Raw genomic sequence first — 14,015 nt, 5'->3', positions numbered from 1 at the left:
CGGTGTTCACCATGGATTGCCGGACCCGTCAACTGCGGCGATCCGGCGAAAAGCCAAACACAGGCAGGATATAGGCATGGCGAGCGCCGTCGAACAGCTTTTCACGGTCAAGGCAAGGATCGCTGCCGCCGAGCGCGAGGCAGGACGCGACGCCGGTGCGGTGACGCTGGTCGCGGTCTCGAAAACCTTCGACGCCGCCGATATCCGCCCCGTCATCGAGGCCGGCCAGCGCGTCTTCGGCGAAAACCGGGTCCAGGAAGCACAAGCCAAATGGCCGGTGCTGAAACATGACTTCCCCGACATCGAGCTGCATCTGATCGGTCCTCTGCAATCGAATAAGGCGAAGGAAGCTGTCGCGCTGTTCGACGTCATCGAAACCGTCGACCGTGAAAAGATCGCCGCCGAACTCGCCAAGGAGATCGCCAGGCAAGGCCGGTCACCAAGGCTGTATGTCCAGGTCAACACCGGCTCCGAGCCGCAAAAGGCCGGCATCGAGCCGCGCGGGGCTGTCGCCTTCGTGGCCCGCTGCCGCTCGGTTCACGGCCTCGCCATCGCAGGGCTGATGTGCATTCCGCCGGCCGGCGAGAACCCCGGTCCGCATTTCGCGCTGCTGGAAAAGCTTGGGCTTGAGGCCGGCGTCGACAAGTTCTCCATGGGCATGTCCGGCGACTACGAAACCGCGATCGCCTTCGGCGCGACCAGTGTCAGGGTTGGATCGGCGATTTTCGGCGCCAGATGAGGCGCAGCCGGCCTTAGGCCACAGGCTGACATCGACTAAGCCAGGGTATAGAAACGGAACGTTTCGTTCCTATATGGGTCGAGTTATTCTCAACCCGTCTGGAGCCACCATGCGTTACAATCAACTTGGAAATACGGGGATGTTCGTGTCCGAACTTTGCCTCGGCACGATGACGTTCGGCGCGGCCGGCGAGAACGCCCAATGGGGCCTGATCGCCAGCCTCGACCAGAAGGGCGTTGACGAGATCGTTGCCCGCTCGCTCGCCGCCGGCGTCAATTTCTTCGACACGGCGGATGTCTATTCCTTTGGTGCCTCGGAACGGCTTCTCGGCCAGTCGCTCAGGAACCTTGGCGTCAACCGGCAGGACGTGATCATCGCCACCAAGGTTCATGGGGCCATGGGCGGAGGCCCGAACCAGCGTGGTTCCTCGCGCGGCCACATCATGGATTCGGTCGAAGGCAGCCTCCAACGGCTGCAGCTGGATCATATCGATCTCTACCAGCTGCACGGCACCGACACGGTGACGCCGATCGACGAAACGCTGCGGGCGCTAGACGACCTGGTTGCCGCCGGCAAGGTCCGCTATGTCGGCGTCTCGAACTGGCAGGCCTGGCGCATCGCCAAGGCGCTGGGTATTGCCGAGCGCAAAGGCTTTGCCCGCTTCGAGACCGTGCAGTCGTATTATTCGATCGCCGGCCGCGATCTCGAGCGCGAAATCGTGCCGCTGCTCAACGAGGAGAAGCTCGGGCTGATGGTCTGGTCGCCGATGGCTGGCGGCCTGCTCTCCGGCAAATACGGACCGGGCGCCCCCGGCAATGGCGAGGGCCGCCGCGCCAGCTTCGATTTCCCGCCGGTCAATGAGGACCGTGCCTGGGCAGCAGTCGCCGTCATGCGCGAGATCGCCGCCAAGCACGGCGTCAGCGTCGCTACAGTGGCGCTAGGCTATGTCCTGGCCAAGCCATTCGTGATGAGCGTCATCATCGGCGCCAGCCGCATGGAGCAGCTGGAACAGAACCTTGCAGCCACCGAGTTGCAGCTCGATGCCGATGATCTTGTTCGCCTCGACGAAGTCAGTGCCCTGCCCGCCGAATACCCGGGCTGGATGCTGGAGCGTCAGGCGGCCGGCCGACGGCCGGCGCCCTTTGTGCCGAAAAAGTAACTCAATCTTGCCTTCCTTACCTTCGTTGCTTCGGGAGCCGGCAGGCTCCCGATCGTTTGGGCTCAGTTCAGCCGGACAGTCTCGACCAAAAAGTCCAAAAATGCCCGCACCCGCGCCGGCAGATGCTTGCCTTGGCCGACATAGACGGCGTGGGTGAGTTCCTCGTCGCCGGGGTTGAACTCTTCCAGCAGCGGCAGGAGCCGACCGGCGGCAATGTCGGCCTCCACATGCCAGCTTGCCAGCCGGGCGATGCCCGCCCCCGAGAGCGCCATCAGCCGCATCGCCTCGCCGTCGCTGACCAGCGTATTTCCGGCGATCGACAGGGTGATCGGCTTGCCGGCCGCATCGATAAAAGGCCAGCCCTCGAGGTGGCGTACGAAACGGAAGCCCATCCGGTTGTGACGATCGAGATCGGCGGGCGTCATGGGCGTGCCACGCGCTTCGAGATACGACGGCGCCGCAACGACGACCACCCGGCTCTGCCCGAGCTTGCGCGCCACCAGCCGTGATTCGCCGAGCGGCCCGGCCCGGATGGCGACGTCAGCGCGCTCCTCCATCAGGTCGATGACATCGTCGGTCAACACCAGATCGACCGAGATTTCGGGGTAGCGCTCTAGAAAACGCGGCAAAATCGGGATCAGCCGATGCTGCCCGAAAGGCACGTAGCTGTTGATCCGCAGCCGGCCACGCGGCGCGGCACCCGCCGCCGCCTCGCGCTCGGCCGCTGCCATATCGGCCAGGATACGCACCCCGCTGTCGAAGAAGGCCGCCCCCTCCGGCGTCAGTTGCAGCTTGCGCGTCGAACGGCTGACCAGCCGCGCGCCGAGCCGTGCCTCCAGCCGCGCAATCAGCTTGCTCACCGCCGACGGGGTCATCCGCAACGCACGGGCAGCGGCCGAAAAGCTGCCCGCCTCGACCACGCGGACGAACACTTCGATCTCGCCGGAGCGGTTGATGTCGGGTCTGGCCATTGGTGAATCTATTTCACAGACGATGTGCCCGATGCAAGGCTGGTTCACAGCACATCGCGACACGATCTTCCGAATTGGGGCGTGGGAGGAACACGGCGCCCGTCGTCAAAACTGGTCGTCATCGAAGTGGGAACCGCCATGCCGTTTGCTCTTTACGCTCTTGCCGCCGGTGCGTTCGGCATCGGCGTCACCGAATTCGTCATCATGGGCCTGCTGCTCGACGTCAGCACCGATCTCGACGTCTCGATCTCAGCCGCCGGCCAGCTTATTTCCGGCTATGCGCTCGGCGTTGTCATCGGCGCGCCGCTGCTGACGATCGCAACCGGCCGTTGGCCGCGCAAGACCGTGCTTCTGTCGCTGATGGCGATCTTCACGCTGGGCAACCTCGCCTGTGCGCTTGCCCCAGACTACTGGACGCTGATGGGGGCGCGCGTCCTGACCGCCTTCGCCCACGGCACCTTCTTCGGCGTTGGCTCGGTCGTGGCGACCGGGCTGGTGGCGCCCAACAAGAAAGCTTCGGCGATCGCTCTGATGTTCACCGGCCTGACCATCGCCAACATCCTCGGCGTGCCCTTCGGCACATGGCTCGGCCAGGCCTTCGGCTGGCGGGCGACGTTCTGGGCGGTGACCCTGGTCGGCATCGCCGCCTTCGCCATCATTCTCCTGGTGGTGCCGCGCAGCCGAACAGAACCTGAGAAGAGCAATTTGCGCGCCGATCTCGCCGTGCTCGGCCGCACGCCCGTCCTGCTTGGCTTTGCCACCACCGTGCTTGGCTATGCCGGCGTCTTTGCCGTCTTCACCTACATCGCCCCGTTGCTGACCGAGATCACCGGTTTTGAGGAAGCAGCGGTGTCGCCTATCCTGCTGGTCTTCGGCGGCGGCCTTATCGCCGGCAACATCGCCGGCGGCAAGTTCGCCGACCGCCGGCTGCTACCTTCCGTTCTCGGCAGTCTCGTCGTCCTGGCGCTGGTGCTCGGCACCATGACCTTCGCCCTGCACAGCAAGGTCATGGCCGTTATCTATGTCGGCCTGCTCGGCGCCGCCGCCTTCGCCACCGTGGCGCCACTGCAGATGTGGGTGCTGGAAAAGGCACAAGGCGCCGGCCAGAGCCTCGCCTCGTCCTTCAACATCGCCGCCTTCAACCTCGGCAACGCGGCCGGCGCCTGGCTCGGCGGCGTGGTCATCGCGCACGGTCCCGGCCTCGGCGCCGTCACCTGGGTCGCGGCCCTGTTGCCGCTTTCAGCGCTTGCCGTGGCGGCGTTTGCTCTGCGCCTCGACCGAGACCCTGCCCTCGCCACACCGGAAATCGCGCCGTCATAGAACGGCAAACCTCAACCAATCTTTGAAACAGCCATCCTTCCACACGGAGCAAACCCATGGATTATCGAAATCTTGGCGCATCAGGCCTGAAGGTCCCGGCACTCTCGTTCGGCGCTGGAACCTTCGGCGGTTCAGGCCCGCTGTTCGGCGCCTGGGGCAACAGCGATGCGACGGAAGCACGGCGGCTGGTCGACATCTGCCTGGCGGCCGGCGTCAACCTGTTCGACACCGCCGATGTCTATTCGAATGGCGCTTCCGAACAAGTGCTCGGCGCTGCCATCAGGGGCCGCCGCGACGCCGTGCTGATCTCGACCAAGACCTCGCTGCCGATGGGCGACGGTCCCAACGATGCCGGCTCGTCACGTTCACGCCTGATCAGGGCCGTCGAAGACGCGCTGAAGCGTCTTGGCACCGATTACATCGACCTGCTGCAACTGCACGCCTTTGATGCCGCAACACCGATCGAGGAGGTGCTGTCGACGCTGGACGGTCTCGTGCGCGCCGGCAAGCTGCGTTATGTCGGCGTCTCCAATTTTTCCGGCTGGCAAGTGATGAAGTCGCTCGGCCTGGCGGATAGATATGGCTATCCCCGATACGTCGCCCAGCAGGTCTATTACTCGCTGGTCGGACGCGATTATGAATGGGAGTTGATGCCGCTCGGCCTCGACCAGGGTGTCGGTGCGCTGGTGTGGAGCCCACTCGGCTGGGGCCGCCTGACCGGCAAAATCCGCCGTGGCCAGAAGCTGCCTGAGAAAAGCCGGCTGCACGACACGGCAAGCTTCGGACCGCCCGTCGAGGATGAGCATCTCCATCGGGTCGTCGACGCGCTTGATGTTGTCGCCGAGGAAACCGGCAAGACCATACCGCAGATCGCCATCAATTGGCTGCTGCAGCGGCCGACCGTCGCCTCCGTCATCATTGGCGCGCGCAACGAGGAGCAGTTGCGCCAGAATCTCGGCGCCGTCGGCTGGTCCTTGACAGCCGAGCAGATGAAAAAGCTCGACACGGCAAGTGAGGTCACCGCACCCTATCCGTATTTTCCCTATCGTCGGCAGGAGGGGTTTGCCCGGCTGAACGCGCCCGCAGTCTGACGCTCCAAAAGCTGGCGGCGGCTCCCGGGCTGCCGCCCCCGGCTAATGCAGCACGAACTCGCCGTCGACCTTGCGCCATTCGTTCGGCGCGATCAGCTTCTGGTGCGTGTAGCTCACCGAATGCAGCGGGCCTTCGAGCTCGGCCTTCCAGAACTCGATGAAGCGGATCAGCACCGGAAATTTCGGGGCGATGTCGTAGTCCTGCCAGATGAAGCTCTGCAGCAGATGCGGATGATCGGGAAAGTGATAAAGAATCTTGGCCGTGGTCAAGCCATAGCCCTTGAGCATCAGGTCCATTTCTGAATGGTCGCGCATTGCGGTCCCCCTGGTTGATTCTCCTTCCTCCCAGCCTGAAATTGTGCACCCCATTTGCTTATTCGTCTATTGATATTTCTGCGATCAAACCAGATTCTTCCCGCAAAAACATGCGCTTAGCAGCCGCCTCACGAGAGTGCTGACACCGCCCGGCAAGGTACCTGCGGCATCCCGCCGCGCGAATCCAACGTCTAATGTTGCCGTCACCGCCGAACTGTTAATAATGCGCGCGAATTCGCGGCCGCATCGCTGCGATCCTGCCGGCGGTCAAGCCGGCGGTTTGGTTTTGGGGAGGAAGGCGAAGAAATGTCCGATGTTCATGTCCATCGCGTCCAGCCGGCGTGGAAGAAGAACGCGCTGATTGACAATGACACCTACCTGCAATGGTACGCCGACAGCGTCAAGAACCCGGACAAGTTCTGGGGCAAGCACGGCAAGCGCATCGACTGGTTAAAGCCCTACAGCAAGGTCAAGAACACGTCCTTCGACGGCAAGGTTTCGATCAAATGGTTCGAGGATGGCCAGACAAACGTTTCCTGGAACTGCATCGACCGGCATCTGAAGAAGCGCGGCGAACAGACCGCCATCATCTGGGAAGGCGACAATCCCTACGACGACAGGAAGATCACCTATAACGAACTTCACACACATGTCTGCCGCCTCGCCAATGTGATGAAGAAGCACGGGGTCAAGAAGGGCGACCGCGTCACCATCTACATGCCGATGATCCCGGAGGCCGCCTATGCGATGCTCGCCTGCACGCGCATCGGCGCCATTCATTCGGTCGTCTTCGGCGGCTTTTCGCCGGACGCGCTGGCCGGACGCATCGACGACTGCAAGTCGACCTTCGTCATCACCGCCGACGAAGGCCTGCGCGGCGGCAAGACTATCCCGCTGAAGGACAACACCGACAAGGCGATCGAGATCGCCGCCAAGGCCGGAACGAAAGTCGAAAAGGTCTTGGTCGTGCGCCGCACCGGCGGCAAGACCGGCTGGGCCGCCGGGCGCGACGTCTGGTACCATGACGAGGTCGCCACGGTTAAGGCCGAATGCAAGCCCGAGAAGATGAACGCCGAGGACCCGCTGTTCATCCTCTACACATCCGGCTCGACCGGCAAGCCGAAGGGGGTGCTGCACACCACCGCCGGCTATCTCGTCTATGTCTCGATGACCCACCAATATGTCTTCGACTATCATGACGGCGACATCTACTGGTGCACCGCCGATGTCGGCTGGGTCACCGGTCACAGCTATATCGTCTACGGGCCGCTCGCCAACGGCGCCACCACGCTGATGTTCGAAGGCGTGCCGAACTACCCGTCGCAGTCGCGTTTCTGGGACGTGATCGACAAGCACAAGGTCAACATCTTCTACACGGCGCCGACGGCGCTGCGCGCGCTGATGGGCGCCGGCGATGCCCATGTCACCAAAACGTCGCGCAAGTCGCTGCGCGTGCTCGGCACCGTCGGCGAGCCAATCAATCCGGAAGCCTGGGAGTGGTATTTCAAGGTCGTCGGCAACGGCAAGGTGCCGATCGTCGACACCTGGTGGCAGACCGAGACCGGCGGCATCATGATCACGCCGCTTCCGGGCGCCACCCACCTCAAGGCGGGTTCGGCGACGCGGCCCTTCTTTGGCATTAAGCCACAGCTGGTCGATGCCGACGGCAAGGTACTGGAAGGCGAAGCCAGCGGCAATCTTTGCATTGCCGACTCATGGCCGGGCCAGATGCGCACCGTCTATGGCGATCACGACCGCTTCGTGCAGACCTATTTCTCGACCTACAAGGGCAGGTACTTCACCGGCGACGGCTGCCGCCGCGATGCTGACGGCTACTATTGGATCACCGGCCGCGTCGACGACGTCATCAACGTCTCCGGCCATCGCATGGGCACCGCCGAGGTCGAATCGGCGCTGGTTTCGCATGAGAAGGTCTCGGAGGCCGCCGTCGTCGGCTACCCGCACGACATCAAGGGCCAGGGCATCTACTGCTATGTCACGCTGATGGCCGGCGAGACGCCAAGCGAGGACTTGCGCCAGGAGCTCGTCGTCCATGTCCGCAAGGAGATCGGCGCCATCGCTTCGCCCGACAAGATCCAGTTCGCGCCCGGCCTGCCGAAGACCCGTTCCGGCAAGATCATGCGGCGCATCCTGCGCAAGATCGCCGAGGATGATTTTGCCGCGCTTGGCGACACCTCGACGCTCGCCGATCCGGCAGTCGTCGACGACCTGATCGCCAACCGGCAAAACAAGAAGGGCTGATGCAACCCGCATTGGGCGCCGTCACCGAGCTTTGGCGCTATCCCGCGAGCTCGCTCGCCGGCGAGTTTCAGGAGGCGATCTCCGTCGACTGGTATACCGTCGAAGGCGACCGCCTGTTTGGTCTTGTCGATACCTCGACCGATGAAATCGCACGGCCCGACCGCGAAGCGAAATGGCACAAGGTGCCCCGCATCCGCACCCGGCTGTCGCAGTCCGGCAGGCTGGAGGTCGCCATCCCCGACGGACGCTGGCTTTCGGCACCTGGCGCGCAAAGTGATCGCGCGGTTTCCGCGTATCTCGGCTTTGCGGCTTCCATCCGGCCGTTCCGCCGGGAAAATGCGGCTCCGGATTATGCCGGCCCTCTGCTGACGGAACGCTACGTCAAAGCCCCTATTCATCTGCTGACCACCGCCTCACTGGCGCGTTTGAAAGTGCTGCATCCAGAGGGCACCGCCGACGCGCGCCGCTTCCGCCCCAACATCGTCGTCGATATGCCGGAGGTCGAGGGGTCGTTCCCCGAGACGGAATGGATCGGGCGCAAGCTGGCAATCGGCGACCTGCTCCTGACCATCTCCGAGCCGTGCCGCCGCTGCGGCTTCACCATCATTGGCCAGGACGGGTTCGACCACGACCCGGCAATCCTGCGCAGCCTGGTCCGCCACAACGCCCATAACCTCGGCGTCTACTGCACCGTCGACCGATCGGCCCGCGTCGAGATCGGCGCCACGATGCGCCTCCTGTAGCTATCGGTACAAATCCGCCCGCGTCGGCGGCAGGCCGCTCGGCCCACGCGCGCGCCTTGTGGCGACGGTCTGGAAAACCTGGGCCGATGCACGTTCGAAGGTAATCGAGCAGCCGGTGAGATAAAGCAGCCAGAGCCGCGCCTTGGCTTCGCCGACCTCAGCGATGGCTTCGTCAAAGCGTGCGTGGAGACGCTCTGCCCATAGCCTGCAGGTGCGCGCATAGTGCTCGCGCAAGTTTTCGACGTCGTAGACGAGGAAGCCGTGCGCCTCGAGATTGCCGAGCGTCATACCGATCGTATCGAGTTCGCCGCCCGGAAAAATGTATTTGATCAGCGCCTTGAATTCCGGCCCCTTGCGCAGCGTCTTCTTCATGTTGCCCTTGTCGCGCCGGGTGATGGCGTGATGCAGATAGATGCCGCCGGGCTTGAGCAGGCGATGGATCCTCGAGAAATAGGCCGCATGGTTGGCAAGCCCCAGATGCTCGAACATGCCGATCGACGAGATCTTGTCGAAGGAGCCGGACAGCTCGGCATAGGACTTGATCTCGATGGTGATGCGGTCCTCCAGCCCCGCGGCGCGGATGCGTTCGCGGGCGAGCTCGGTCTGTGCCTCCGACAGTGAAACGCCGTGGCCGACGACGCCATAATTCTTCACCGCATGGATGAGCATCGCTCCCCAGCCGCAGCCGATGTCGAGCAGTTTTTCGCCGGGCTTCAATCGAAGCTTGCGGCAGATATGGTCTAGCTTGTCTCTTTGGGCCTGATCGATATCGTTGGCGAAATCCTTGAAGTAGCCGCAGCTATAGACCATGCGCTCGTCGAGGAAGAGCCGGTAGAATGCGTTGGAAATATCGTAGTGATGCTGGATTGCCTCCTGGCTCGAACCGCTGACGAAAGGATTGCGGCCGGAAAGATCGGTTCGCGCCGTCATCTGTTTTCGCGAAAACAGCACGGCCGGCAGGTCGCGCAGGATCGCCAGCTTCGGCAATGTCTTGAGCTTCGTCCTGAGCTTGCCGTGCGTGGGCAAGGCGTAGAAATCGAACAGAGATCCGTCTTCGACGTCGACCGCCTTGGCAATCCACATCTCGATCAGCGTCGATAAAGAGGGCCGACGTACGATCTGCCAGACGATGTCCTGGTCGTTGATAGTGAGCACCGGGCCGGTAGCCGGGCCGATCCGCTCGCCTGTCCACAGCCTCACCGCGAAACCCGGTTTCAGCGTTTCGATGACCGTCCGAACAATCCGGGCCGCTCTCTCGGCTGCCTCCATCCCCGTCCTCCCTTACCCGGCAAATAGCGGCCCGGAACAATCGCGGCTCGATCTTGCCTGCCCGATCGGCCGGCCGCAAGCCGTCCGAGTGCACAAGCATACTTGTTCAGGATTTTCGAGTGCCCCGCCTTGCCATTTGCCGGATGACACCCCATCATGAGCAAGTGTTCAACAAATCGAAAGGAGGTGATCCGATGTCGAGTGATTTCGTTTTCCAGAACGTGGCCTCAGCGGATCGCACTTTCGGGAAGCAGTCTTCCCGTTAAGGCGCGAGATGCGCGGCTGGCGACCAACCGTCGCCGCCAGGAGCCGCGCCATGGACGGAAACACGGAAGGCCGCCGACTTCGCAAGAAGCGGCGGCCTTTTCCTTTTTTGGGCTGTTGTCCCTTATTTGGTTACGCTCAACATCTCGACGTTGCGCGCTATGTCCTGGAAAGCCTGGTTGAGTTCGGTTCCATTGGCAGCTTGGTAGAAGTGCTTGATCTTGGCGGTGTCCGGGCTCGCGCAATCCTGGAGCGTCGCCTTGGCATTCGTTTCGTTTAGGTCAAACCCAATAGTGAAGATCTCGATGCCCTTGTCGCGCATGGCAGCGCAAAGTTTCTTGGCTGCCGTGCGGGTCGGCTCCTTGCCGGCGTCATTGTAAACGTCGCTCACCGTGCTCGCATCGAAGTAGGACAGGTTGAATTCGCCGTCGGTCATCAGGATCGCGATTTTGGCGACCTTTTTTGGATCCATCTTGGCCGGCCGCTGCGAAGTCCTCATTATGCTCCCCCAGCTCTCCGAGAGCATGTACCAGGTCCACTGCACGCCGATATGGCCGGCAGTGCCGCCGGAGGCGACGAAATTCTTGATGACCGTCTTGAGCGCCGTCGCATCGGCCGTCAGCGGCATCAGCGTGGCGGCCGGGCAGGCGGCGGTGCCGGTTTGCCAGGCGAAGGACGACAGCAGGTAGTCGCGGTTGACCATGCTGGCGTCGGGGCCTGTGTCCGAATACTGGTAGATCCCCTTGCGTTCTGTGGCGCAATTATCGGGACGGATGAAGCCCGAGACATACTGCACGCCGTCATTGGCCGGCGCCTGTTTGCGTTGGCTGGCGGTGGTTTCCACATAGACGCTGCTGGTGGCAAGTGTACCGGCATTCACCGAATTGGCATAAGGCACGATGGCAACCCGCACGCGCGGTTTGGACGGGTCCTGACCGCCCAGGAAGCTGTCGACAGCATTCGCCGCAGCCGTCCGCAGATCGATGATTTTCTGGCCTGCCATCGAGCCGGTAACATCGAGCATCATCGCGACTTCGATCTGCTTGTCCGAATAGAGAGCCGTCGTCGATGCGGGAACGCGCTGCATGCTACCCGTGCTGAAAAGCGGGAAATAATAGCTGACATTGACATGAACGTCCGCCTGAACGGTCTTGGCGATTCGGTCGACAGTCAGTTTGTCGAGAACGATCTGATTGTCCTGCAGGATACCCGCCGTGCTGTTGGCATCGAGAAAGGCCTGCACCGATTTGCTGGCGTCAGCCTCGCTGATGACGCTGGTCGTCAGGTCGCGGGCCGTCGAGGTGACCGCAGCATCGACGACGCCTTGCAGGCTCGATTTCACATTGTAGAGTTGGGAGACATTGACGGCAAAGCCGACACTCAGCGCCAGCACTGAGCCGAGTATACCAAACAGCACCGCGAAATTTCCGCTGCGATCCCCGGCAAACCCGCCGATCGCCTGAACAAGACCCCCGAAACGCCGCATTCCTTCCGCCTCCATTCGCTACAGCCTGCAGCTGTCCGAACGCGCATTGCAGGAATCCGGCCGGATCGCGCCGCCGGGCGCGGGAAAGCGAGCGCCCCCCGCTCAGGCCATTGTTTCCAAACGGTTTCGAGCAGAGACAAGGTAAACAGCCGGTAAACGAAAGCCGCGTCGGCGCAGCTTTGTTCACAAAGCGCTTACCACGATCCGGCTCGCAATTCGGAACGGCCGGACTGCGTCCCGATCCGGTACAGAAGAGATGTCTCGAACCGGATCAGCACGACCGCGATGGCGGGACGTGGAAACACGGCTGTGGATGTCTCCGGGAGGATTAGGCCAGCACCCGTGCGGTGACGGTCCTGTCGAGGCCGCGATAGGGCGGCCTGAACAGGTTGCCTTCCTGCTCGTAGGTCCAGACCTTGAACAGGCTGAGCCGGTGCGGGCCGAAACTGTGCAACAGCGGCACATCGGTGGCGTCGCGGCCACGCGCAATGACGACACGGCCGATTCTCGGCACGTTGTGGCGGGGATCGAACGTGTACCACTTGCCGTCGAGGAACACTTCCATCCAGGCCGAGAAGTCCATCGGCGCCGGATCCGCGGGCACGCCGATATCGCCGAGATAGCCGTTCACGTAGCGGGCCGGGATATTCATGCAGCGGCAGAGCGTGATCGCCAGATGGGCAAAGTCGCGGCAGACGCCGACGCGTTCCTCATGCGCCTGCGCCGCCGTGCGGGTCGAGCGCGCATAACCGTAGCCGAAGGACAGGCGGTTGTGGACATAGTCGACGATCGCCTGCACCCGCGCCCAGCCCGGCGGAAGCTGGCCGAACAGTTGCCAGGCCAGGTCGCCGAGATGGTCGGTCTCGCAGTAACGGCTGCCGAGCAGATAGCCGAGCACCTCGTCCGGCAATTCGGCGACCGGAACTTCCCTGGCCAGCGTGTTGACTTCGTCCGCCTCACCGCTGTCCTCGACCACCGCGTCATAGAGGATGCGAAAGCTTCCGGCCGGCGCCGTGAAGCGGCGGCAGCTATTGCCGAAAAGATCGTGGTAGACCCTGGTCGGGACCGACGGCGAGGTCAGCACGCGCGTCTGCCGCTTGATGTCGACCTGGCGATCCCTGTGGATCTCGAGCAGCGAAACAATCGGCGTGGCTGCAGCGCATTCAATGCCAATTTCATAGCCGAGCCTGATCAGCATCGCCGTCCCCCTACGATCGTCATGGAAGATAGTGCTGGTCAACGCAGGAGAGTGCGCGGCGGTTCCTTGCGAACGTCGAAAACGACGCCTCGCGGCTTCCCATACGGACGCGGCAACGTTACGGTCGATCGACACGCGTCCTTCGAAAATAATCCCTCCAGGATGACCCGGGAAAACCGATGTTTGCAGGCAGAAAATTTGCGGCCTTCCTGTTCGATATGGACGGCACGATTCTCAATTCGATTGCCGCGGCGGAAAGGGTCTGGGCAGCTTGGGCGCGTCGGCAAGGTCTTGACGTCGCCGCATTCCTGCCGACCATCCACGGCGTGCGGGCGATCGAGACCATCGGCCGGCTGGCGCTGCCAGGCGTCGATCCTGCCCGCGAAGCCGATGCGCTTTTGCAGGCCGAGGCAGCCGATGTCGAGGGCATTCGCCCGATCGCCGGCGCCGCGGCGTTCCTCGCATCGCTGCCGCCTGGGAGTTGGGCCATCGCCACCTCCGCGCCGCGCGAACTCGCCCTGCTGCGCCTGCAGGCCGCCGGCATTCCGGCTCCCGCCGTCATCGTTGCGGCGGAGGACGTGGCCCGCGGCAAGCCGGCGCCCGACTGCTTCCGGCTGGCGGCCGAACGGCTCGGCGTCGATGTGCGCGACTGCCTTGTCTTCGAGGACGCGCCGGCCGGCATAGCGGCAGCCGAAGCCGCGGGCGCCGCAATCGTGGTGATCAGCGCCACGCACCGGCATCCTTTGCAGACGCCGCATGCCGCTATCGCCGGCTATGACGCGATCGGCATCGCCGTCGATGCCAGCGGCTGGATTGCCATCGAAGCGGAGCGGACGGCGCAGCCTGCGTAGTTTGGCGCCCTGCCTGGGCTAAAAGTCGCTGGTCAGGCCCTTGATCTCCCAGTCGCCGTAGCGGCCAGGCTCCTTGCCGCCGCGCCCGCCGATCTCCCTCGGCAGCGTGGCTTCCGTCTCGCGATATTTTTGCCGCCGGGCCTCGGCCTCCGCCAAAGCGCGCCGGGCTGCCGGCGTCAGCGCCTTTTGCGGCGCGTGGTGAGCCTGTGTTTTGTTGGATTCGTCGATCATGCGATCTTCCGGTAGATTGAAACGGGCCCCCGATTGAAACGAGAACCGCTGTTTCCCATCATATAGCGATGGGTCCACAAGGGATCGACCCCTTTGTTGGGCAGAACGGAGCAGAC

At 63.1% G+C, this 14,015-nt stretch carries 13 protein-coding genes; 7 read left to right on the top strand and 6 right to left on the bottom strand.

The window, feature by feature from the left end; genetic code table 11:
* The first annotated feature begins 76 nt into the window (after positions 1 to 76).
* On the top strand, positions 77 to 739 hold the full coding sequence (locus NKJ12_RS03985) for a YggS family pyridoxal phosphate-dependent enzyme (RefSeq protein WP_352701313.1): 663 nt from the start codon (positions 77 to 79) through the stop codon (positions 737 to 739).
* Between the two features lie 109 nt (positions 740 to 848).
* Positions 849 to 1,898, top strand: a complete 1,050-nt coding sequence (locus NKJ12_RS03980; protein ID WP_352701312.1) for an aldo/keto reductase — start codon at positions 849 to 851, stop codon at positions 1,896 to 1,898.
* Positions 1,899 to 1,960: 62 nt separating this feature from the next.
* On the opposite strand, the gene NKJ12_RS03975 is transcribed toward NKJ12_RS03980, so the two are convergent.
* Positions 1,961 to 2,869 (bottom strand): LysR family transcriptional regulator, encoded by a 909-nt coding sequence (locus tag NKJ12_RS03975; RefSeq protein ID WP_352648907.1) that lies wholly within the window; start codon positions 2,867 to 2,869, stop codon positions 1,961 to 1,963.
* 138 nt (positions 2,870 to 3,007) lie between these two features.
* Here NKJ12_RS03975 and NKJ12_RS03970 point away from each other — a divergent pair, with 138 nt between their 5' ends.
* Both NKJ12_RS03970 and NKJ12_RS03965 read left to right on the top strand, forming a co-directional pair.
* Positions 3,008 to 4,189 (top strand): MFS transporter, encoded by a 1,182-nt coding sequence (locus tag NKJ12_RS03970; protein ID WP_352701311.1) that lies wholly within the window; start codon positions 3,008 to 3,010, stop codon positions 4,187 to 4,189.
* 56 nt (positions 4,190 to 4,245) lie between these two features.
* The gene (locus NKJ12_RS03965) at positions 4,246 to 5,280 is read left to right on the top strand and encodes an aldo/keto reductase (protein WP_352701310.1); all 1,035 of its coding nucleotides are present in this window, start codon (positions 4,246 to 4,248) and stop codon (positions 5,278 to 5,280) included.
* A gap of 42 nt (positions 5,281 to 5,322) precedes the next feature.
* Here the strand turns inward: NKJ12_RS03965 and NKJ12_RS03960 are convergent, their stop codons facing one another.
* Positions 5,323 to 5,595, bottom strand: a complete 273-nt coding sequence (locus NKJ12_RS03960) for an usg protein (protein WP_254820441.1) — start codon at positions 5,593 to 5,595, stop codon at positions 5,323 to 5,325.
* 306 nt (positions 5,596 to 5,901) lie between these two features.
* Here NKJ12_RS03960 and acs point away from each other — a divergent pair, with 306 nt between their 5' ends.
* Both acs and NKJ12_RS03950 read left to right on the top strand, forming a co-directional pair.
* A complete protein-coding gene (gene acs / locus NKJ12_RS03955; protein ID WP_352701309.1) occupies positions 5,902 to 7,857 on the top strand; it encodes an acetate--CoA ligase in 1,956 nt (651 codons plus the stop codon).
* The gene (locus NKJ12_RS03950) at positions 7,857 to 8,600 is read left to right on the top strand and encodes an MOSC domain-containing protein (RefSeq protein WP_352701308.1); all 744 of its coding nucleotides are present in this window, start codon (positions 7,857 to 7,859) and stop codon (positions 8,598 to 8,600) included. Before acs ends, NKJ12_RS03950 begins: the two co-directional genes overlap by 1 nt.
* Here NKJ12_RS03950 and NKJ12_RS03945 read toward each other — a convergent pair whose 3' ends face one another.
* The 3 genes from NKJ12_RS03945 to NKJ12_RS03935 form a co-directional block, all read right to left on the bottom strand.
* Positions 8,601 to 9,869, bottom strand: a complete 1,269-nt coding sequence (locus NKJ12_RS03945) for a class I SAM-dependent methyltransferase (protein ID WP_352701307.1) — start codon at positions 9,867 to 9,869, stop codon at positions 8,601 to 8,603.
* A 388-nt stretch (positions 9,870 to 10,257) separates the two neighbouring features.
* On the bottom strand, positions 10,258 to 11,619 hold the full coding sequence (locus NKJ12_RS03940; RefSeq protein WP_352701306.1) for a pilus assembly protein TadG-related protein: 1,362 nt from the start codon (positions 11,617 to 11,619) through the stop codon (positions 10,258 to 10,260).
* Between the two features lie 328 nt (positions 11,620 to 11,947).
* A complete protein-coding gene (locus NKJ12_RS03935) occupies positions 11,948 to 12,817 on the bottom strand; it encodes a transglutaminase-like domain-containing protein (protein WP_352504873.1) in 870 nt (289 codons plus the stop codon).
* 179 nt (positions 12,818 to 12,996) lie between these two features.
* On the opposite strand from NKJ12_RS03935, the gene NKJ12_RS03930 reads away from it, so the two are divergent.
* Positions 12,997 to 13,668: an HAD-IA family hydrolase gene (locus tag NKJ12_RS03930; protein WP_352687068.1), complete on the top strand. Its 672-nt coding sequence runs from the start codon at positions 12,997 to 12,999 to the stop codon at positions 13,666 to 13,668.
* Positions 13,669 to 13,686: 18 nt separating this feature from the next.
* Here the strand turns inward: NKJ12_RS03930 and NKJ12_RS03925 are convergent, their stop codons facing one another.
* A complete protein-coding gene (locus NKJ12_RS03925) occupies positions 13,687 to 13,899 on the bottom strand; it encodes a DUF1674 domain-containing protein (protein WP_352504871.1) in 213 nt (70 codons plus the stop codon).
* Between the last annotated feature and the right edge of the window lie 116 nt (positions 13,900 to 14,015).

It is taken from the genome of Mesorhizobium sp. M0195, from assembly GCF_040322115.1.
Taxonomy (GTDB): domain Bacteria; phylum Pseudomonadota; class Alphaproteobacteria; order Rhizobiales; family Rhizobiaceae; genus Mesorhizobium.
Note: the sequence above shows the minus strand (reverse complement) of the source record. Positions and strands in the feature narration are given on the sequence as shown.

What these genes read in the sequence shown, in the direction of transcription:
- NKJ12_RS03985 (WP_352701313.1), top strand. Translation starts at nt 77, where the DNA reads ATGGCGAGCGCCGTCGAACAGCTTTTCACGGTCAAGGCAAGGATCGCT.
- NKJ12_RS03960 (WP_254820441.1), bottom strand. Translation starts at nt 5,595, where the DNA reads ATGCGCGACCATTCAGAAATGGACCTGATGCTCAAGGGCTATGGCTTG.
- NKJ12_RS03945 (WP_352701307.1), bottom strand. Translation starts at nt 9,869, where the DNA reads ATGGAGGCAGCCGAGAGAGCGGCCCGGATTGTTCGGACGGTCATCGAA.
- NKJ12_RS03970 (WP_352701311.1), top strand. Translation starts at nt 3,008, where the DNA reads ATGCCGTTTGCTCTTTACGCTCTTGCCGCCGGTGCGTTCGGCATCGGC.
- NKJ12_RS03925 (WP_352504871.1), bottom strand. Translation starts at nt 13,899, where the DNA reads ATGATCGACGAATCCAACAAAACACAGGCTCACCACGCGCCGCAAAAG.
- NKJ12_RS03940 (WP_352701306.1), bottom strand. Translation starts at nt 11,619, where the DNA reads ATGCGGCGTTTCGGGGGTCTTGTTCAGGCGATCGGCGGGTTTGCCGGG.
- NKJ12_RS03950 (WP_352701308.1), top strand. Translation starts at nt 7,857, where the DNA reads ATGCAACCCGCATTGGGCGCCGTCACCGAGCTTTGGCGCTATCCCGCG.
- NKJ12_RS03930 (WP_352687068.1), top strand. Translation starts at nt 12,997, where the DNA reads ATGTTTGCAGGCAGAAAATTTGCGGCCTTCCTGTTCGATATGGACGGC.
- NKJ12_RS03965 (WP_352701310.1), top strand. Translation starts at nt 4,246, where the DNA reads ATGGATTATCGAAATCTTGGCGCATCAGGCCTGAAGGTCCCGGCACTC.
- NKJ12_RS03935 (WP_352504873.1), bottom strand. Translation starts at nt 12,817, where the DNA reads ATGCTGATCAGGCTCGGCTATGAAATTGGCATTGAATGCGCTGCAGCC.
- NKJ12_RS03975 (WP_352648907.1), bottom strand. Translation starts at nt 2,869, where the DNA reads ATGGCCAGACCCGACATCAACCGCTCCGGCGAGATCGAAGTGTTCGTC.
- NKJ12_RS03980 (WP_352701312.1), top strand. Translation starts at nt 849, where the DNA reads ATGCGTTACAATCAACTTGGAAATACGGGGATGTTCGTGTCCGAACTT.
- acs (WP_352701309.1), top strand. Translation starts at nt 5,902, where the DNA reads ATGTCCGATGTTCATGTCCATCGCGTCCAGCCGGCGTGGAAGAAGAAC.